Here is a 17,683-nt window from a genome sequence, read left to right as displayed (position 1 = left end):
CGGGTCAATACACCTAGGGCGCTGGTCCTCGCCCACGAATCGGGGCTGGTCACCCGCGCCGCCCCCAATCCGTCGCCCGCGCCGGGTCCGGGGCGGTCGCCCGCCCGGGACGCGGCGGTCAGGCGCCGAGTGCCCCGAGGGCGGCCTCGTGCGCCGCGTCGAGTGCCCGGCCGGCGGGGACGGGCACGTCGGGGACCACCCCGACGCCCTCCCAGTTCGTGCCGGTCACCGTGCTGATGGTGCGGGCGGTGGGGACCGTCACGAGGACGTGCTCCGCCACCGGGTGCCGGGCCGTCGGATGGGCGCCCCCGCGGGTCGTCTCGCCGTACACCGTCGCCCGGCCGTGGGTCTGGAGGGTGTACGCGACGTCCTCGCCGCCCGAGAAGGTGACGCCGCTGGTCAGCACGTACACCGGCCGGTCCAGGTAGCGGGGCGCGGGAAGGTGGGAGGTGGTCCAGAACTGGCGGGTGGAGTCCGTGGAGCGGTCGTAGATGTCGTTGAGGTGCACCTGGTCGTCGGGGAAGAAGTAGCTGCACCACATCGCCGCGCCCTCGGGCGCGCCGCCCCGGCATTCCCGGAGGTCGAGTATCAGGGCGGAGCTGCCGGCGACCAGCTCCATCGCCGCGCCGATCGCCCGGCCGCCCTCGTCCGCGTACGCGATGCGCCGGATGTCGATGAACCCGACGTTGCCGTCCAGCCGTTCGAAGCGGCGGATGCCCTGGTTCTCCGCCCTGAGAAGGGCGAGGAACGCCGCCCGGCCGTCGTCCGCGGACGACGGATCGAGGTCCTGCGGCTCCTCGGTCCACAGCAGACGCAGGTGCTTGTCCGGGCAGACCTCCTGGAGGTGGGCGGTCACCCTCTCGCAGAGCGGGCGGGCCTCCAGCCCGTCGTACTCCCCGGCGTCCAGCCGGCGGCGGATCGCGGCGGCGATGTCGGCGGTCCTGCCGGGGAAGACGTACCCGGCCGTGATCCGGTCCAGGGCGCGATCGATGATCTCTGCGTTCGTGGGCATGGCCGGTCATGCTAGGCCGCCAACACCCCCGCGGGGAAAGCATTTACGGGACACGGCCGGCCGGCGGCACGGCCTGCGGGCGGATATTGACATGCGGCACGGCCGGCCCCTGCGTAGGGTCGACGCCCGTGGAACCGCTCAGTGAGAAACAGATCCGCTCGTCCTTCGTGAACTGCACCAAGGGTGAGGCCCTGCGGCTGAAGCTGCCCGCGGACTTCGCCGGCCTCCCCTGGGAGGACCTGGACTTCCTCGGGTGGGTGGATCCCGGGGCGCCGCTGCGGGCCCATCTCGTCGTGCCCCGTGCGAACGGACCGCTGGGCATCACCCTGCGCGTCCCGGCGGTGGGGCGCACCAGCGCGGTCAAGTCGAGCCTCTGCCAGATCTGCCTCACCGGGCACGCCGCCTCCGGCGTCACCCTGCTCGCCGCCCCGCTGGCGGGTGCGCGGGGCCGCGAGGGCGACACCGTCGGCATCTACGTCTGCTCCGACCTCGCCTGTCCCTTGTACGTGCGCGGCAAGCGGCAGCCCAAGCTGCGCTCGGGGCGGTACGAGGAGTCCCTCACCGTCGAGGAGCGCGTGGCGCGCATGGCGGGCAACCTGGAGGCCTTCGCCGCCAGGGTCACCGCGGGCTGAGGGCGCCGCCCCCGGGCCGGAACGGTCCGGATGGGGGAGAATGACGAGCATGGAGAGAGGCCTCTCCCGCGCGTGACTCCTTCCCATGAATCAGGTGCCGCCATGGAACACGAGCCGGAAGGGCGCATCATCGGGCGGATCGAGCGGGGGCTCACCAGTGACGACCCCGAGCTCGCGGCCCGGATGAGCACGCTCAACGCCCAGTTCTCCGGACAGGGCCGCGGTGGCGGACCCGTCCCGCCGGAGGCGGGGCCGCGGCCGAAGCCGCGTCGGAGCCGGCGCAGGAGGACCGTCCTGGTCCTGGTCGTCATCGCCCTCGTGGGGCTGCTCCTGACGGCCGTCCTCAACGCCTCGTCGGACGGGACCGCGCCGCCGGCCGGAAGCCTCACGCCGGCCGTCTCCATGTGACCGCTGCGCCGCCCGGCCCGCCGTGACGGCGGCCGGGTGTGCCGCCGGTGTCCGCCCGCATGCCCCGTGACCGCCCGGCCGTCCGGTCCCGGGCCACCGGCCGCCCGGCCGTCCGGTCCCGGGCCGTTCGGACCGTCAGCCGCGTCCGGGCGCGATGCGGCCGAACGCGGCCCGGAGCCGCTCGTGGTCGCGCACGTCGGTCCAGACGTCGGTGGGGTGGGGGCGCGACACGTACCAGGCCCAGACGCTCGCGCCGAGGCCGGCCGTCAGGGGGACGGCCAGCCAGGTCAGTGCTGCCACAGTGGTCTCCCTTCGCGTCGGTCGCGGGGCGGTGTGCGAGGGTGGGCGGGCCCCGGGCGGGCGCGCCCACCCGTCGGGCTCAGGACAGCAGCTCCTTGCGGCCGCCGCCGCTCATGATCTCGATCTTGCGCGGCTTCGCCTGCTCGGCGATCGGGATGCGCAGGCTCAGCACGCCCGCGTCGTACGTGGCCTCGATGCGCTCGGTGTCCAGGGTCTCGCCCAGGAAGACCTGCCGGGTGAAGGTGCCCGTGGGCCGCTCCGAGATGACCGGCTCGACGCCCTCCCCGGTGGCCACGGGCTTGCGCTCGGCCTGGACGGTCAGCACGTTCCGCTCGACCTTCAGGTCCACCGTCTCGGGGTCGACGCCCGGCAGGTCGAACATGACGCGCACCGAGCCGTCCTCGCGCCAGGCGTCCATGGGCATCGCCGTGGGACGCCGCGCACCGTCGAAGAGCTGCTGGGTGAAACGGTCCAGCTCACGGAAGGGGTCCGTCTGCATGAGCATCGAGTCGTCGCCTCCTCGTGGTCGTCCATTCGTCGTCGAAGGGTCAGGCCATCCGGCCTGCTCGACATTTATATAACTCGCACCAGGCAAGTTGACAAGTCGCGGCTCAACTTTGCTGCTTCGTGGGAGGCCGCTCGGCGAGCCCGTCGAGCATGCGCACGGCCTCCGCGTGCGCGCTCATCCGGCTGCTCACGCTGCCGCCGGTGAACAGCATCGCCCCGGCGACCGAGACGGGCACCGACAGGCCGATGCCCCAGGCGCGCACCCGCCTGGCCCGGTCGCGGAAGTCCAGGTCGTAGTCATGTGATCGCATGGCGTACGAAGCCAGCAGCCGCCCACCGGCGGCCCCCGCGCCCGGCGGGGACGGAGCGCGACACCCGTTCCCGCGGCCCCCGCGCGTCCCCGCGCGTCCGTGCCCGTCCGCGCGCGGCGACGTGTTTGCCGGTGCCCGCGCGGGAAACGCGGCACGTGCCGGAGAACGGAAACCGGGGGGCGCGGGCGCCTCGGGAGGCCGCCATGGAGTACGTGGAAGAAGGTCCCTACCGCTTCCGCATCACCCGCCGGGGGACCATGCGGGTGCCGGGCGTGGTGTTCGCGTCCCGGGAACTGCTGCGGGACGCGGAGATGTCCCTGCGGCAGGTCGTCGACGTGGCGACGCTGCCGGGGATCGTGGGCGCCTCGTACGCCATGCCCGACGTCCACTGGGGCTACGGCTTCCCCATCGGGGGAGTGGCCGCCACCGACCCCGGCGACGGTGGTGTGGTGTCGCCCGGCGGCGTCGGATTCGACATCTCCTGCGGGGTGCGGCTCCTGGCGGCCGACTGCGACCGGCGGGCCCTGCAGCCCGTGCTGCACCCGCTCATGGACGGCCTCGGCCGCGTCGTCCCGCGCGGCGCCGGACCGGGCGGGGTCTGGCCCGTGACCGGACGGCAGCTGGAAGGCATCCTCCGGAGCGGATCCCGGTACGCGGTGGAGGAGGGACACGGCGAGGAGCGGGACCTGCGGCGCTGCGAGGACGGCGGGGCCGTCGCCGACGCGGACCCCGATCAGGTGGACCGGCGGGCCCGCGAACGGGGACTCGGACAGGTCGGCAGCCTCGGGTCGGGGAACCACTTCCTGGAGGTCCAGCTGGTCACCGAGGTCTACGACGAGTCCGTGGCCGACGCGTTCGGGATCACCGCCGGCCAGGTGTGCGTGATGATCCACTGCGGCTCGCGCGGGCTCGGGCACCAGATCTGCTCCGACCACGTACGGCTGATGGAGAGAGCCATGGCCCGGTACGGGATCACCGTGCCGGACCGGCAACTGGCCTGCGCCCCGGTCGACTCGCCGGAGGGCCGCGCCTACCTCGGAGCGATGGCCGCCGCGGCGAACTACGGCCGCGCCAACCGGCAGCTGCTCGCCGAGGCCGCCCGCGGGGTGTTCCGGCGCGAGGCCGGCGCCCGCCTGACGCTGGTGTACGACGTGTCGCACAACCTCGCCAAGACGGAGACCCACCAGGTGCGCGGCGAGCCGCGCCGGCTGTGCGTCCACCGCAAGGGGGCCACGCGGGCGTTCCCGCCCGGGCACCCGGAGCTCCCCGACGACCTGCGCCCCGCGGGCCAGCCGGTGCTCATCCCCGGCACCATGGGGACCGCCTCGTACGTGCTCACCGGCGTCCCGGGCGGCGGCGCCTTCCACTCCACCTGCCACGGCGCGGGCCGGGTGATGAGCCGCCACGAGGCCGCGCGGACCACCGACGGCAAGCGGCTGCGGGCGCGGCTGGAGGGCGACGGCATCGCGGTGCGCCCGGTGTCCTGGCGCGGACTGGCGGAGGAGACCCCCGAGGCCTACAAGGACGTCGACGAGGTGGTGGCGGCGAGCGAGGGCGCGGGACTCTGCCGGAAGGTGGCCCGGCTCGTCCCGCTCGGCGTCGTCAAGGGGTGACCGTCCGGCGGGCGGGCGCGTCCGGTCCGGTCGGGTGACCGGCGCGGGTCGTCCGGTGCCCGGGCGGGCGTCCGGCCAGGTGGCGCCGGACGGAGGCTTCAGACGTCGACCGTCACCGCGCACGACCACCCGTACGGGCCCGGTGCCAGGTGCAGTTCGTGCCAGGACACGGCCTTCGGGACGGCGCCGGTGATCGGCACCGACCGCACGTCCGTCACCGCCATCCGCACGTCCAGCCCGCCGCCGTCCACCGTCTCCACCTCGACGTCCACCGGCACGTCACCGTCCACCTCCAGTCGGAAGACCACCTCGTCCAGCAGCGCGGCCAGCAGGTCGTCGTCGCTGCCCTCGGCCACCTGCACCTGCCGTACGGCGGTCGCGCGCTGCCCCGTGAGGTCCGCGAAGCACTCGACCATGCCGAGCACCGCCTCCACCAGGCACTGCTCACGGCTCGCGCCCCATGCCTCGACGCGCACGTCAGCCGTGTGCGGCACCGTCCGGTGCCCGCAGGCCCCGGGGCGGCGGACCCGTGTGTCGTCGTCCGTGTCACCGGCCATGCCGACCGCGTGCCCCTCCGGCCCCGCCGCATGCCTCCCCGGCGCCACCGGTTACTCCACCCGGGGCGGCGCGCCCGTGCGGACGAAGACCTCCGCCTCCCCCTCGTCCCGGGCGGCGCACTGTCCGTCCCGGGTGGCGTCCTGTCCGTCCGCGGCGGGCGGGTCCTCGGCGAGGAGCAGGGTCGCCAGGAGGGTCGCCGAGCGGCTGCTCAGGGCGTCGGCCGCTTCCAGGAGCCGGTGCTTCTGCGTGAGCGGCAGCGACAGGGCCACGCAGCCGGCCCGGCCGGCGACGGTGAGCGGGAAGGCGACGCACACCTCGTCGTCGGAGTACTCGAGCAGGTCGAACTGGGCGGCCTGCGGCCCGTGGTGGTCGAGCGCCTGGAACAGGTGCCGGTGATCGGTGATGGTCCGCTGGGTCAGCGGGACGGGCCTGCGCCGGTCGAGGTGGTCCATGCGGCCCTCGAAGTCCAGCTGCGCCAGCAGGCTCTTGCCGACCGCGCTGGCGTGCGCGGCCTCGCGGAAGGGCACGTGCTCGCGCACCGCGGGCGCGTCCGGCCCGGCGGCGCACTGGGTGACGCGTACTTCCCCGTCGGCGTAGTGGCTCACGTACACCGCCGCCCCCACCCGGTCCCGCAGCTCGGACAGCACCTTCCGCAGGGCGTTCTCGCGCTCGGTGCCCTCGTGCTCGGCCCAGAGGCGCAGGAGCGGGCCCGCCCCGTAGGCACCGGGTTCCGGGACCGCCACCAGCCGCTGCTCGGCCAGCCAGGTCAGCAGCTGTTCGAGCGCCGTCGTCTCCAGGCCGGTGCCGCGTGCGATCCGGTCGGCGCTCAGCGGCCCGTCCGCGCCGCCGATGGTGCGGAGGACGTCCAGCACGCGCATGGCCTGCCGCCACCGCTCGGCCGACTCGTGTGCGGCCGGCACCTGCCGGGCGAGGTCCACCAGGTACGGGGACCGCAGCGGCGACGGCGTCCACAGGGTGCCGGGCCCGGCCCGGCCGCCCGGCACCCACAGGCCGACGGGCGGCGGGCGGAGCGCGGGTGCGGGTGGGGGAGGGGGTGCGGGCGTGACGACGTGCGCCACCACCGCCGCGCCGGCGCCGTCGTCCCGCGGGGGCGCGCCCCGGGAAGGGGCGGCCGGGGGCGAAGGCGGGTGCCCGGCCGGATTGCGGCTCCGCGCGGCCGCGGCCGGGGACAGTCCCAGGGCGGCGCGGACCTCGCCGGAGAACTCCGCGTCCTGTGCCGCGATCCCGTGACCGTGGTCCCCGGTCGTGCCCGTGGTCGTGGCCGTGCCCCCGGCCGTCTCCGGGGCCAGGGCCGCCTCCAGCATCGCCCGGGCGTCACCGTGTCCCAGCCGGGCCGCCTCGGCCACCAGGAACTCGGCGTCCTCACGGCCCTCGTCCCCGTACCGGCGGTGGACGACGACCGCCAGGCGGAACAGCGCTCCGGGGTGGCCCTGCTCGCCGGCCCGCCCCAGCAGGTCCGCCGCCGCGGCCAGCTCCCCGCGGCGCAGCGCCTTGGTGCCCAGCCGGTAGAGGGAGTTCACCAGGGCCCGCTCCTCCTCGGCCGCACCGTCGCAGGCGGGGCCGCCCGTCCCGTACGGGCGGTCCCAGAAGTCCCCGGTTCCCTCCAACTCCCGCAGCAGATCGGTGAGCCCGGCCGGAACCGGCGGTTCTGAGCACTCGTCCCGGGGACCGTCGTACCTGCTCACATCACTCACCTGATTCCCTTTCCGTGCACCGCCGTGTCCTTCCGCCGCTGGGGGCGGCAATGCCGTCCGAGCCTGCGCCGCAGCTCGACGATCGCCCTGTGCCGCTGGACCCTCAGGTTCTCCAGGGATATCCCGGGCGCTTCGGCGATCTCCCGGTCCTCCAGCCCCCGGGCCTGGAGCTCGACGATCCGCCGCCGCGACCCGGGTGCCATCTCCTCGATCGCGGGCACCACCAGTTCGTGCAGCACCCGCAGGTCACCGGCCGGCGCGGTCCGCCGCCGCTCCTGGAGCCGGCTCAGCACGGGGTCCGCCACCAGCACGGACCGCTCCTGACGGAACGTGCTGACGGCCAGGTTGCGGGCCGCGCCCAGCAGGTAGGCCATCAGCCGCTCGCCGGGCGCGGCCCGGCCGGTGAGGCACGCGCGGGCCACCCGCAGGAACGCCTCCTGCGCGACGTCCTGCCCCTGGACCAGCGAGATCCCGAAGGCCCGGCGCAGGGCGTGCGGTGCCCGCTCGATGTACGCCGGGTAGATCTCCAGCAGCTGCCGGCCGAGGCTCCCCGGCAGCCGGAGCGGTTCGTCGGGCGGTACGTCGGTCACCACAGGCGGCTCTCCTCGCGGCACCCGTCCGGCACCGGCCGCACCGTCCAGACGGTCAGCGTGCTGCCGTCGGCCGCCTCGTACCGCAGCACCCGGGGCACCAGGCACCCGCACGGTCGCTGCTCCGTTCCGTAGCCCGTGCCGAGGCCCGCGCGGATGCCCGCGTCCGGCGCGCGCCGGGCGGGCCGCCGCCTCCACAGCAGGCGCCGTACGGCGCCCAGCGCCTGAGCGGCGCCCAGCGCGGCCGTGACCCATCCGACCCAGTCCAGGGACGACGTCATGCAAGGGCTCCCGATCTTCCGTGAGAGAGCGCGGCGCGGATTGCGCCGTCACCCCTGGACGCCCAGGAGGGGAGGGAGATTAACGCGTGATCGGAAACGGCCGAAGATGGCCGGTCAGTGCTCGTACACGGCGTTCTTCTGGCGTGTCCGGACCGCAAGTGACCGACCGGTCGCCGGGTCGCGGAGCCGGGGACGACGCCGTGGACAGAAGTCATGAACGAGGAGAAGACCTGGTGGCACCCCGGCGAGATCGTGCCCGCCAGCGGGATCCACGAGTGCGACTGCGGAGCCGGCCACCACTGGAGCACCGACGTGAAGGGGCACCGCTTCCCGCCCCTGCCCGCCGGGTGCGAGGGCCGTTCGTGGTCGGTGCGGACCGAGACCCACCCCGACGACTGAGCCGGGCGCACGGGCCGGATGCGGCCCCGCCACCCGTTCTCCGGCCGGAGTCGGGGCGCTCCACCGGGAGACCGGGGAGCGGGAACAGGGCGTGCGGCGGTTGCGCGAGTGCCCGGGCCCCCCACGCGTGCGGCTTCAGGAGGTCCCGGCCCTCGACGACGAGCCGTACGCCCACAACGGGTTCGAGAAGCGGGTCTCCGGCCGCCCGCCGCCCCGCGCACACCGCCCCGCGCCGGCGGCCGGACACCGCATCCGGCGCTGTCAGTGGCCCGTGCCAGGATTCCTCCCATGAACGTCGCGCTGCCCGCCAAGCCCATCTCCTCCCGGATGTACGCCGATTGGGTCCTGGCCCACGACCCCGGATCCGCGCCCGCGGCCCGGGAGCTGCTCGACGCCACCGGCAAGGACCTGCCCGTGGCGTGGGAGAAGCCGGGGCGGTTCCTGGACCGTGTCGCGATACGGGCCGGGCAGCTGCCGCCCGACCACCGGCCCTGGTTCTGGGACACGGTGGGGCACTGGCTCACGGCCGCGGTGCGCTCCCCGCGCCACGCGGGGCGGGCGTACGCGGAGGCCAGGAAGGCGGAGCGGGAGCACGCCCTGACCGTCGACGCGGACCACCACCGCGAGAACACACTGCTGTTCGCCCGCGCCGGCGCGCTGCCCGCCAAGGAGCTGACGGCCCATCAGCAGTGGCTCGCGGACACCCTCCCGCCGACGGAGGCCCACGAGGAGTACGTCCGGCTGCTGACCGTCTGGGCGGCCTCCCCCGGTGAACTCCCCGCCGACCTGGCGCGCCGCGTCAGGGCGTCGGCCCGGTCGGCGGGCATGGGCACCGACGAGGAGGCCCGGGTCCTCGGCGCGGTCCTCGCCCAGGCACGCGGCAAGGCCGTGCCCGACGCCCTGCTGGCGGCGGCGACCCCCGTCCTGGCCGAGCACCCGCAGGGCGACGGGGTGAACGCCGCCCTCGTCGACCTCTTCCCCACCTCGAAGAGCGACGCCGCCTCCTGGCTGCGACTGCTGCACGGCTGCGGAGCGACCGCGGCGCTGGCGGCCGGCCGGATCGTCCCCGAGGGCGGACACGCCGCCTGGCTGGGCCGGTTCGCCTGCGACTACGCCTTCCGCCCGTCCGGCGGTGGCATCGTCAGCCAGCCGATGCCACCGGAACTGTTCGACATCGTCACCCTCCTCGCCCCGCGGCTGCGCGCCGCCGGCGTCGCCGTGCGCCTCCACGAGAGGAAGTGGCGCTCCACCGGCCTCGACGCCGACCTGCTCGACGCCTGCCTCGCCGAGGGCATCCCCATCGAGGACCCGGGCGGACGCGTACGCCTGGAGTTCTGGGGCGACCGCTCGCGCCGCGACCTGAAGGCCCTCGCCGCCGACCCCGTCTTCGGGCCGCGCCTGGAGGGCACCGTCCAGGAGGAGCTGCTGCGCGGACGCTTCTCCGGCTCCCGCGCGCCCGGCACGGCGATCACCCGCCTCCCCGAGAACTCGGGCATCGCCGCCGAGGTGCACCGCCGGGTCGACCGGCTGCTCGACGCCCTGCGCGGCGGCGGGCTGGGGGCCGCCGACGAGGCCGTGGACGAGCTGGCGACCCTGCTCGACCGGCCCACCGCGACCGCACTCGACGGCATCGAGGAGGCGCTGGCGGAGCTGGACCTGGTGGGCCCGCTGGCCCGTTCGCTGCGCGCCGGGCTGCCCGACGAGCTGGGCTGGCCGGCCCTCGACGACGCGCTCGCCGAGTTCCACCGGGCAGGCGACACCGTCACCGGCGTCACCTGCACCTGGCCGGTACTCACCGTGTACTCGGCCACCCGGGCCGTCGCCGTCGACCACGCCGGACGACGCGCCTCCTGCACCTTCTCCCTCCCGGCTGACGTCACCGCCTGCTCCGCGCACTTCGTCGGCGGGCACTTCCTCATCGGCTGGACCACCACCGGATCCGGTTACGCCGAGCACGCCTTCTGGACCGACCGGCCCGAGGACGTCTTCACCCCCGAGAACGTCCACGGGATCACCGCGTTCGACGGCTCGATCAGGGGCGGCCTCGGCTACCACTTCGCGACGGCCGACGGCACCGGCCGCCACGACGGCGAGCGCGTCCTGCGCCCCGGCGGGCGCGAGGGCATCGGCGGGTTCGACCTGCAGATGTCCGACGGGCGCCGCCTGTGGAGCTCCGACACCTACTTCCACGGCTGGGCCCGGCTCGACCCCGTGACCGGCGCCCGCACCGAGGACACCGCGCTCCCCGAGTTCCACACCACCGGCGACCTGCCCCCGCACACCGCGCCGTTCCCCAGGGGCGCCACCCTCGCACCGCTCCCGCCGGGCGCCCCCGCCTCCCCGCTCGGACAGGCGGGCCACCTGGCCGGCTGCCGGGTACTGCGCCGCACCGACCACCAGGGGGAGGCCCCCACCGCGTTCGTCCTCGAAGGCGTCGACGGGCGCAGTGCCACCTACCGGGTCTCGGCACCCGGACAGGAACCCTGGGGCATCCTCCGTATGCCCGAGGGCGGCGAGGAGGGCGTCCTCGCCGAAGAGACGAGCATCCGCTGCCACGCCTCCGAGGACGGCTCCCTGCTGTGGGAGGTGCGCGGCTTCCCCGCCGCGGACGCGCCCCGTTACCAGACCGGGCGCCGCTCCCACACCGACACGCCCTTTCCCCCGCCCGCCTTCTGGCACTTCCTCACCCCGCGCGACACCGCCACCTCGGCCGCCCTGCGCGCCACGACCGACGAGGCGGCGCGTGCCCTTCTCGCCGACCCGGGGCAGGTCCCGGCAGGAGTGTCCGACGCCAGGGTCGCGGACGCGGTCCGCCGGGCCGCCCGGCTGGCGGCCGACGTGCTCCACCGCCGCCGCGAGCTGTCCCGGCGGGTCGCCATCATGCGCTCCGGACCGGCGGTCCGGCTGCCCGCCCCGGTCCCCGACACCGAACTGGTCCCCGCACTGTGGGGCCTCCTGCCGGAGTTCCGCGCATACAGCGACCACCGCGACCCCCAGCCCCATCCGGCGACGCTCACCGCCGTCGCCGCGGACGGCGCGTTCCTGCGCGGCGACCTGGACGACGAGACACGCCGGCTCGCCCCGCACACGCCGCCGTTCGACTGGAGCGTCCTGCTCGGGCACATCGACGCCGTGGTGTGGCGTGCCGCCGTGTCCGTCACGGCCGACGACCACCGGGCCGCGCTCACGGCGCTGCTGAGCACCTGGGCCGACCAGCCCTTCGCCGTACGGGGCAGCAGCTGGCGCACCGGCCGGGCCACCGTCGCCCCCGACACGAGCGCCGGCCATGGTGCCCCCGGCGCCCCGGGCGGCGCGCACCCGCGGACCGCGTTCTCCGGGCCGCCCGACTGGGCGGGCAGGGTGCGCTTCGTCCAGCCGGCCGACGCCCCGGCCCCCGCCGGGACGATCACCGCCGAGGAGGTGACCAACCCGGACCGGGCGAGCGCGCCCCACACCGTGACCGTCACGGTGACCCGGGACGACGCCTCCCGGCTGATCCGGTTCCTGGAACTCCTCGCGGAACACGGACCGCTGGCGCCTGACCCCGACGCCGTGCTCGCCTTCTGCCGCCGCACCGGGGCCCGGCGTTCCCTCGCGACCCTGGTCCTGGCCGGGATGCCCCGTCCCCGGGACTACGACGACCGGAAGAAGCTGCTGCGTTCGTCGCCCTACAAGGCCGACAAGGACGCCGCGTCCGTGTACGAGGGACTGCCCCACACCATCGGCCCGTCGGGCACCGGGGCGATCCTTGCCGCCGGCATCCCCGACGACCCGGCCGACCTGTGGGCGGACGGCGGAACGGTCCGCGCCGCCGAGCGGATGGCCGACGTGTGGAACCGCCTGGTCGGCCGGCAGCCGTACGCCGACGAGGACCTGGCGGGCGCCCTCGACGCCGACCTGGGCCTCGGCATCGCATGGGCCCGCCGCCTCTCCGCCCCCGCCGGCGGCCGGGAGGCCCGGACGGCGCCCGAACAGGACGGCACGGCCCCGCGCTTCGTCCTCGCGGGGACCAGCACCGGCGGCCTGAGCCTCCACCACGCACAGGACGACGGCCGTCCCGGGGAGACCGTCTGGCCCACGAACCTGCCGTTCATCCTGCCCGCCACCGCACTGGTCTGGCTCCTCACCGAACGCCCGGTCGGAGACCCCGCCCGGGAGCACGCCCGTGCGCTCCACGCGGAGGTGCTCCGCATTCTGGACGACCCCGGCATGCTCGTCCCCGCCGGCCGGGACGCCCACCTGGCCCGCGCCGCCGCCGCCGACCCGGCGTTCAGGCCCTACGACGGCCCGGTGGTGCCCTGTACGTGGTCCGACTACGGCCGCGACAACCCGTCGGTGCCCTACAGCGACGGGTGCCTCGTCGTCGCCGTACCGGGCACGGAGGTCTTCCTCCGCCCGTCGGGGCTGGCCACCCGCCGGAAGGACACCCGCGTCGAGGAGGCCGCGCGCCGGATCGACGTGCTGTACGACGCGGAGGGCGGCCTGGCCCGCATGGTCCGGCGCGCCGAGGAGACGCCGGTGCCGGCGGGCGCGTACGAGGCGAACCCCCGCCACAGCGCGCCCGACCTGAACGCCGAGGTGTCCGACCACCTCGCCGTGGGCCCGGACGCCGCCGCCCTGTACCTCCAACTCCTGGCCCTGGCACGGCCGACGGACCAGAACGTACGGCGCTGGAACGGCTGGACGGCGGCCCGGCACAAGAAGGCACAGGCCGAGCTGGCGGCGACCGGCGCCGTCGAGACGGGGAAGCGCTCCCGCGCGGGCCGCACTGCTTTCGTCCCCGGCCCGTGGACCGACATCGCGTCCCCGCACCTGCCCCTGGAGACGGCGAAGCTCACCGCGTACGGCGCCACGACGGACGGCACCACCGTGCGGGGCCCGTTCACCCGTCTGCTGCCCCCGCTGCCGGTGCACGAACTCTTCGCCCGGGCATGGGAGGAGGCCCGGCGGTGACCGGCCGCCCGCGGCGAACTGCCCCTTCTCCGCAAGGACAGCGGTTGTTCGCCGGGGCTTCACCATCGGACCGCCCGCGTGGGGAAGCATCGGTGTTCCCGGCTTCGGAGAGGAACGACAGGTGCAGCGTCGACGGGCAGTTCGCGGGAGACTGGTGGGCACCAGCGTGGCGGCGGCAGTGGCGGGGGGTGCCCTGCTGCTGTCCGCCTGCGGCAGCACCACCGCTGTCATCGACGACGGTCCGGAGCCCACGCGCACCAGCACCATCGCGTGTGCGACGCGGGGGCAGTTGGCCGCGTCCGGTTCCAGCGCGCAGCAGAACGCGATGAAGCACTGGATGCGCACCTACCGGAAGGCCTGCCCCGGGGTGGAGATCCGCTACGTGCCCATCGGCTCGGGCGGGGGCGTCGCCCAGTTCCTGCGCGGGGCGACCGTCATAGGGGGCACCGACAGTCCGCTGAAGGCCGAGGAGGTGGAGCGGTCCCGGGAGGTGTGCCGGGGCGGCCGGGCCATCGACCTGCCCATGGTCGGCGGGCCCATCGCCATCGGCTACAATCTGTCCGGTGTGCGGGACGTGGTCCTCGACGCGCCCACCCTCGCGAAGATCTTCGACTCCGAGATCACCATGTGGAACGCGCCCGAGATCCAGCGCCTCAACCCGGGCACCCGCTTCCCCGCGACGCCCATCAGCACGGTCCACCGCTCCGACGAGTCGGGCACCACCCAGAACCTGAACGCGTACCTCGCCGGCGCCGCACCCGACGAGTGGCCCTACCCGAAGGACAAGGCCTGGCAGGCCAAGGGCGGCCAGGCGGCGGCGGGTTCCGACGGCGTGGCGTCCCGGGTGCAGGTCACCGACGGCGCGATCGGCTACTTCGAGCTGTCCTTCGCCAAGGCGAAGGACCTCCCGACGGTGCGGCTCGACACCGGCGCGCCGGAACCCGTCGCCGTCTCCGCCGCGACCGCCTCGGCCGGGATCGCCACGGCCCATGTGAAGGGCACGGGCCAGGACATGGCGCTGGCCTTCGACTACCGGACGAAGGCGAGCGGCGCGTACCCGATCGTCCTCGTCACGTACGAGATCGTCTGCGACACCGGCAACCAGATCGAGGTGCTGCCCGCCCTCAGGTCCTTCCTCACCTACACGGCGAGCGCGGAGGGGCAGCGGGACCTCGCCCGGATCCACTACGCCCCGCTGCCGGACGACGTGGCCGCACGCGTCCGGCAGGTCGTCGCCGGCCTGTCCTGACCCCGGCCGGCCCCGCCGCCGGACGGCCGTCACCGACTGTCGCCCGTCCAGTCCCAGCGGTCGGGATCGGCCGCCCGCCGCCGGTAGTGCGCACGCCCGCCGGCGCCGTACCGCCCTATCTCCGTGGGCAACCGGGCCTCCTCGGCGAGCCGGCTGCCGCTCCAGCCCGTCACGTCGAGGAGGAGCCCGTCCAGCGGGCCGCCCACCAGCTCGCCGTAGACCCGGCCGGGACGGGGACCGGGATCGGGGTCGTCGTGGTCCGCGCCGTACACCCGGCGCCTGAGGATGCTGTCGTCCATACCGATCAGCTTCACATCCGGCACTGACAACGCCGGTCCCCCGGACGGGCACCCCCGGCACCCCCGACCGCAGCCACGGACCGGAGGCGGCACACGGACGGAGCCGCAGCCCCGCCGGCTCGATCACCGAGGCCGCACCCAGCGCTCACCCGCGCGGATAGGGTGACGCGCATGGGGGCGACGTTCATCTTCTGCGCGGATCCGCTGCGGCCGCGCAGCACCGACCGGCACTTCGCGGACGAGGCACATGCGGTGCGCGCACTCGGGCACCCGGTCGCCCTGGTCGACCACGACGCGCTGACGGCCGGCGACCCGGCCGCCGCCGTGGCACGGGTCCCGAAGGGTGCGGGCCCGGCCTGGTACCGGGGCTGGATGCTCACCGCCGCTCAGTACGGTGCGCTCGACACGGCCCTGGCCGCCCGGGGCGTGACACTGGTCACCACTCCCGATGACTACCGGCGGGCCCACGAACTCCCCGGCTGGTACGACGTGTTCGCCCCCCGCACCCCGCGCAGCATGTGGCTCCCCTGCGCGCCCGGCACACCTCCCGACCAGCGCTCGCTCGCCACGGCGGCGACCGCGCTCGGCGGCGGCCCCGGGATCGTCAAGGACTACGTGAAGTCCCACAAGCACGAGTGGGACGAGGCCTGTTACGTACCCGACCTGACGGACACGGACCGCCTGGCGTCCGTCGTCGGCCGCTTCCTGGAACTGCGGGCCGACGCCCTCGTCGGCGGGGTGGTGATCCGGGCCTTCGAGAACTTCCGCACCGCCCTCGGCGAGGTGCGCGTCTGGTGGGTCGACGGCGACCCGGTCCTCCTCACCGCGCACCCTGACACCCCGGGCCTGCGCCCCGAACCGGAGCCGGACACCGCCTTCGTCCGGCCGCTCGTCACCGCACTCGGCTGCCGCTTCGTCACGACGGACCTCGCCCTGCGGGAGGACGGCCGATGGCGGGTGGTGGAGGTGGGCGACGGCCAGGTCAGCGACCTGCCACGGGGTGCCCCGGCGCAGCCGCTGCTCCAGCGCCTTGCCACGGCCGGTGACGCCGGTGGCACCGGTGCGGCCCCCGGGGCGTAGGGACACCCGGGCGGACCCTGGGTCCCGCCGCCCGCCGCGGAGTTCACCTCCTCGTGGAACAGCACGTCACAGCGCGCCGTCCCGCGCGCGGCGGCGGCCCGGACGCCGAGCGGGTGCGCCGCGAGGCCGTCCGGATCCGCGGCGACCCGCTCGAACTCATCGAGGGTTGCCGGAGCCCGCGCCCGGGCGCAGGTGGGGGTGCTCGTCGACGAGGCGGTCCGGTGCCGCCTGTCTCCAGGAGTCGACCAGGATGTCGCGCAGTTCCTCCAGGTCCTCCAGCGCGGCGAGCCGCACCCGGACCCACGCCGAACTCGCCTCGTGCGGCGGCACCCAGAACTTCTCCGGCTCGGCGGCGATCAGCTCCTCACGCTCGATCTTCGGGCAGCGCACCGCGAAGGACGTCTGGTCGTCGGGGACCGTGACGTACATCTTTCCCGCCACCCTGAAGGTGGGCATGCTCCATGCTTCCTTCTCCACCGTCTCGGGAAAGGAGAGCGCGATCCGGCGGACGTCATCAGCGTCGATCATGGCGCACACGGTAGCCAGTGCCACTGACACACCGGCTCCTCAGCCACCCCGCCCCGGTCCAGCGGCGGCCGGCCACAGATCCCACCGGTACGCAACGGACGGCCCCCGTCGGTGACCCTGGGCGTGCCGGAGCGGCCCCCGCTGCTCCACTCCATTCCCCGGTTTCCCCTGCGACGGAACCATGCACCCGGACCTGGAGGCGAGACGGCTCGCCCGCCGGCTGCCGGCGGCGACCGGCTGACGGCCCCGCGCGCCCGCCGGCCCGCCCGCGCCCGCCGGCCCGTCCGCGTCGGCCGGTCCGTCGCGCGTCGGCGCGTCAACCGGTCCTTACGGCCGTGACCGTGAAGCGCTCGACCTCGGCGATGTGCCCGCCGGTCGCCGCCACCACCGTCAGGACCGCGTCCTCGGCCCCCTTGAAGGACACGGAGGCCGACCACGGTTGACCGGAGCCGCCGGCCGGGGTGCAGCACGACGTGCCCAACGGCGCCCGGGACGACGGCTGCCGCACCTGGACGCGGATGCTCTCGTCCACGCCGCTGATGCGCCCGCCGACGGTCAGGGGAGAGCGGGCCACCGAGCCGTACACGGGCCGGGTCAGGGTGAACGTGGTGTCGTCGGTGCCCACCACCACCCAGGGCGCGTCACGGCCGGTCCCGTACCGCGCGAGGTGCACGACCGCCGCGCTGCCCGAGTCCTCGGACCCGCTCAGCCCCACGCCGACGCGGGCCCGTGTCGCACCGATCGAACGTGACGTGACGCGGTCGATCTCCGTGAAGCCGAGGTAGCCCCGGGTGAACGACAGGGCGGTCTGCTCCGGGTCCAGGTGCCACGGCTGGTGGCCGCCCGCGCGGTGCTCGCGCTGCCAGGCCTGCGCCTGGCCGAGCGTGGTGAAGGGCCAGATCGGCTGGAGCCGGCCCAGACCGGTGACCGGTCCGCCGCCGCCGGGCGCCGGGGCCGCCGTGGACGGCGCACCGGGTGCCGGCGAGGAAGGGCCGGCCGGCGTCGTGGACGGTTCGCCGCTCGGTGCGGGTGCGGGTGCCGGCGGCGAGGAGGGTCTCGGGGCGGTCGTCGGCGACGCCACGGGCGGGGATGTCGCGGTCGTGTCCTGGCGTCCGTCCGTGCCGCTGCACGCCAGCAGCGACAGGCCGGTCGCGAGCGCGACACCGGTGAGGCGGAGGCGGAACCGGACGTTCATTGCTGCCCCAGAGAACGAGTGCCGACCCTCGGCACTGTCCGTCCGCCCATCGT

Annotated in this window: 18 protein-coding genes; 7 read left to right on the top strand and 11 right to left on the bottom strand. The window is 75.2% G+C overall.

Going from position 1 to position 17,683, the window contains the following annotated elements; genetic code table 11:
• Window positions 1-118: 118 nt before the first annotated feature.
• On the bottom strand, window positions 119-1,012 hold the full coding sequence (locus A4V12_RS29685; RefSeq protein ID WP_064072546.1) for a S41 family peptidase: 894 nt from the start codon (window positions 1,010-1,012) through the stop codon (window positions 119-121).
• Between the two features lie 128 nt (window positions 1,013-1,140).
• Here A4V12_RS29685 and A4V12_RS29680 point away from each other — a divergent pair, with 128 nt between their 5' ends.
• A complete protein-coding gene (locus A4V12_RS29680) occupies window positions 1,141-1,644 on the top strand; it encodes an FBP domain-containing protein (protein WP_064072545.1) in 504 nt (167 codons plus the stop codon).
• Window positions 1,645-1,746: 102 nt separating this feature from the next.
• Complete coding sequence (locus A4V12_RS29675) at window positions 1,747-2,052, top strand: DUF3040 domain-containing protein (protein ID WP_064072544.1); 306 nt, start codon at window positions 1,747-1,749, stop codon at window positions 2,050-2,052.
• Window positions 2,053-2,187: 135 nt separating this feature from the next.
• On the opposite strand, the gene A4V12_RS38175 is transcribed toward A4V12_RS29675, so the two are convergent.
• The 3 genes from A4V12_RS38175 to A4V12_RS29665 all read right to left on the bottom strand — a co-directional run bounded on the left by A4V12_RS38175 (window position 2,188) and on the right by A4V12_RS29665 (window position 3,170).
• Entirely contained in the window at window positions 2,188-2,352 is a 165-nt protein-coding gene (locus A4V12_RS38175; protein WP_199831416.1) for a hypothetical protein, read from the bottom strand.
• 79 nt (window positions 2,353-2,431) lie between these two features.
• Window positions 2,432-2,857, bottom strand: coding sequence for an Hsp20/alpha crystallin family protein (locus A4V12_RS29670; protein ID WP_064072543.1), 426 nt, complete (start codon window positions 2,855-2,857; stop codon window positions 2,432-2,434).
• 106 nt (window positions 2,858-2,963) lie between these two features.
• Window positions 2,964-3,170: a hypothetical protein gene (locus A4V12_RS29665; protein WP_064072542.1), complete on the bottom strand. Its 207-nt coding sequence runs from the start codon at window positions 3,168-3,170 to the stop codon at window positions 2,964-2,966.
• A gap of 203 nt (window positions 3,171-3,373) precedes the next feature.
• Between A4V12_RS29665 and A4V12_RS29660 the strand changes: the two genes are divergently transcribed.
• Window positions 3,374-4,783 (top strand): RtcB family protein, encoded by a 1,410-nt coding sequence (locus A4V12_RS29660; protein WP_064072541.1) that lies wholly within the window; start codon window positions 3,374-3,376, stop codon window positions 4,781-4,783.
• Window positions 4,784-4,881: 98 nt separating this feature from the next.
• Here the strand turns inward: A4V12_RS29660 and A4V12_RS29655 are convergent, their stop codons facing one another.
• From A4V12_RS29655 to A4V12_RS37750, 4 genes are read right to left on the bottom strand one after another with little or no spacing between them, the layout of a single operon-like run.
• Window positions 4,882-5,340: an archease gene (locus A4V12_RS29655; protein WP_064072540.1), complete on the bottom strand. Its 459-nt coding sequence runs from the start codon at window positions 5,338-5,340 to the stop codon at window positions 4,882-4,884.
• A 51-nt stretch (window positions 5,341-5,391) separates the two neighbouring features.
• Entirely contained in the window at window positions 5,392-7,047 is a 1,656-nt protein-coding gene (locus tag A4V12_RS39590; RefSeq protein WP_064072539.1) for an IclR family transcriptional regulator domain-containing protein, read from the bottom strand.
• Window positions 7,048-7,052: 5 nt separating this feature from the next.
• Window positions 7,053-7,646 (bottom strand): RNA polymerase sigma factor, encoded by a 594-nt coding sequence (locus A4V12_RS29645; protein ID WP_159028953.1) that lies wholly within the window; start codon window positions 7,644-7,646, stop codon window positions 7,053-7,055.
• Window positions 7,643-7,927 carry a hypothetical protein gene (locus tag A4V12_RS37750; protein ID WP_064072537.1) on the bottom strand — a complete coding sequence of 95 codons (285 nt, stop codon included), beginning with the start codon at window positions 7,925-7,927 and terminating at the stop codon, window positions 7,643-7,645. Before A4V12_RS37750 ends, A4V12_RS29645 begins: the two co-directional genes overlap by 4 nt.
• A gap of 213 nt (window positions 7,928-8,140) precedes the next feature.
• Here A4V12_RS37750 and A4V12_RS29635 point away from each other — a divergent pair, with 213 nt between their 5' ends.
• The 3 genes from A4V12_RS29635 (at window position 8,141) to pstS (ending at window position 14,528) form a co-directional block, all read left to right on the top strand.
• On the top strand, window positions 8,141-8,326 hold the full coding sequence (locus A4V12_RS29635) for a hypothetical protein (RefSeq protein WP_064072536.1): 186 nt from the start codon (window positions 8,141-8,143) through the stop codon (window positions 8,324-8,326).
• Between the two features lie 288 nt (window positions 8,327-8,614).
• Entirely contained in the window at window positions 8,615-13,279 is a 4,665-nt protein-coding gene (locus A4V12_RS29630; RefSeq protein WP_064072535.1) for a hypothetical protein, read from the top strand.
• A 154-nt stretch (window positions 13,280-13,433) separates the two neighbouring features.
• On the top strand, window positions 13,434-14,528 hold the full coding sequence (pstS, locus tag A4V12_RS29625) for a phosphate ABC transporter substrate-binding protein PstS (RefSeq protein WP_234372374.1): 1,095 nt from the start codon (window positions 13,434-13,436) through the stop codon (window positions 14,526-14,528).
• A 29-nt stretch (window positions 14,529-14,557) separates the two neighbouring features.
• Here pstS and A4V12_RS29620 read toward each other — a convergent pair whose 3' ends face one another.
• The gene (locus A4V12_RS29620; protein WP_064072556.1) at window positions 14,558-14,827 is read right to left on the bottom strand and encodes a hypothetical protein; all 270 of its coding nucleotides are present in this window, start codon (window positions 14,825-14,827) and stop codon (window positions 14,558-14,560) included.
• A gap of 171 nt (window positions 14,828-14,998) precedes the next feature.
• Here A4V12_RS29620 and A4V12_RS29615 point away from each other — a divergent pair, with 171 nt between their 5' ends.
• Complete coding sequence (locus A4V12_RS29615; protein WP_064072533.1) at window positions 14,999-15,907, top strand: ATP-grasp domain-containing protein; 909 nt, start codon at window positions 14,999-15,001, stop codon at window positions 15,905-15,907.
• 156 nt (window positions 15,908-16,063) lie between these two features.
• Here the strand turns inward: A4V12_RS29615 and A4V12_RS29610 are convergent, their stop codons facing one another.
• On the bottom strand, window positions 16,064-16,435 hold the full coding sequence (locus tag A4V12_RS29610) for an MmcQ/YjbR family DNA-binding protein (protein WP_064072555.1): 372 nt from the start codon (window positions 16,433-16,435) through the stop codon (window positions 16,064-16,066).
• A 316-nt stretch (window positions 16,436-16,751) separates the two neighbouring features.
• On the bottom strand, window positions 16,752-17,630 hold the full coding sequence (locus A4V12_RS29605) for a hypothetical protein (RefSeq protein WP_064072532.1): 879 nt from the start codon (window positions 17,628-17,630) through the stop codon (window positions 16,752-16,754).
• Window positions 17,631-17,683: the final 53 nt, after the last annotated feature.

The organism is Streptomyces noursei, assembly GCF_001646665.1.
Taxonomy (GTDB): Bacteria; Actinomycetota; Actinomycetes; order Streptomycetales; family Streptomycetaceae; genus Streptomyces; species Streptomyces lavendulocolor.
The sequence above is the reverse complement of the archived record's forward strand: the minus strand, read 5'-3'. Positions and strand labels throughout refer to the sequence as shown.

What these genes read in the sequence shown, in the direction of transcription:
- A4V12_RS29685 (WP_064072546.1), bottom strand. Translation starts at nt 1,012, where the DNA reads ATGCCCACGAACGCAGAGATCATCGATCGCGCCCTGGACCGGATCACG.
- A4V12_RS29675 (WP_064072544.1), top strand. Translation starts at nt 1,747, where the DNA reads ATGGAACACGAGCCGGAAGGGCGCATCATCGGGCGGATCGAGCGGGGG.
- A4V12_RS29670 (WP_064072543.1), bottom strand. Translation starts at nt 2,857, where the DNA reads ATGCTCATGCAGACGGACCCCTTCCGTGAGCTGGACCGTTTCACCCAG.
- A4V12_RS29665 (WP_064072542.1), bottom strand. Translation starts at nt 3,170, where the DNA reads ATGCGATCACATGACTACGACCTGGACTTCCGCGACCGGGCCAGGCGG.
- A4V12_RS29660 (WP_064072541.1), top strand. Translation starts at nt 3,374, where the DNA reads ATGGAGTACGTGGAAGAAGGTCCCTACCGCTTCCGCATCACCCGCCGG.
- A4V12_RS29655 (WP_064072540.1), bottom strand. Translation starts at nt 5,340, where the DNA reads ATGGCCGGTGACACGGACGACGACACACGGGTCCGCCGCCCCGGGGCC.
- A4V12_RS37750 (WP_064072537.1), bottom strand. Translation starts at nt 7,927, where the DNA reads ATGACGTCGTCCCTGGACTGGGTCGGATGGGTCACGGCCGCGCTGGGC.
- A4V12_RS29635 (WP_064072536.1), top strand. Translation starts at nt 8,141, where the DNA reads ATGAACGAGGAGAAGACCTGGTGGCACCCCGGCGAGATCGTGCCCGCC.
- A4V12_RS29630 (WP_064072535.1), top strand. Translation starts at nt 8,615, where the DNA reads ATGAACGTCGCGCTGCCCGCCAAGCCCATCTCCTCCCGGATGTACGCC.
- A4V12_RS29620 (WP_064072556.1), bottom strand. Translation starts at nt 14,827, where the DNA reads ATGGACGACAGCATCCTCAGGCGCCGGGTGTACGGCGCGGACCACGAC.
- A4V12_RS29615 (WP_064072533.1), top strand. Translation starts at nt 14,999, where the DNA reads ATGGGGGCGACGTTCATCTTCTGCGCGGATCCGCTGCGGCCGCGCAGC.
- A4V12_RS29610 (WP_064072555.1), bottom strand. Translation starts at nt 16,435, where the DNA reads ATGATCGACGCTGATGACGTCCGCCGGATCGCGCTCTCCTTTCCCGAG.
- A4V12_RS29605 (WP_064072532.1), bottom strand. Translation starts at nt 17,630, where the DNA reads ATGAACGTCCGGTTCCGCCTCCGCCTCACCGGTGTCGCGCTCGCGACC.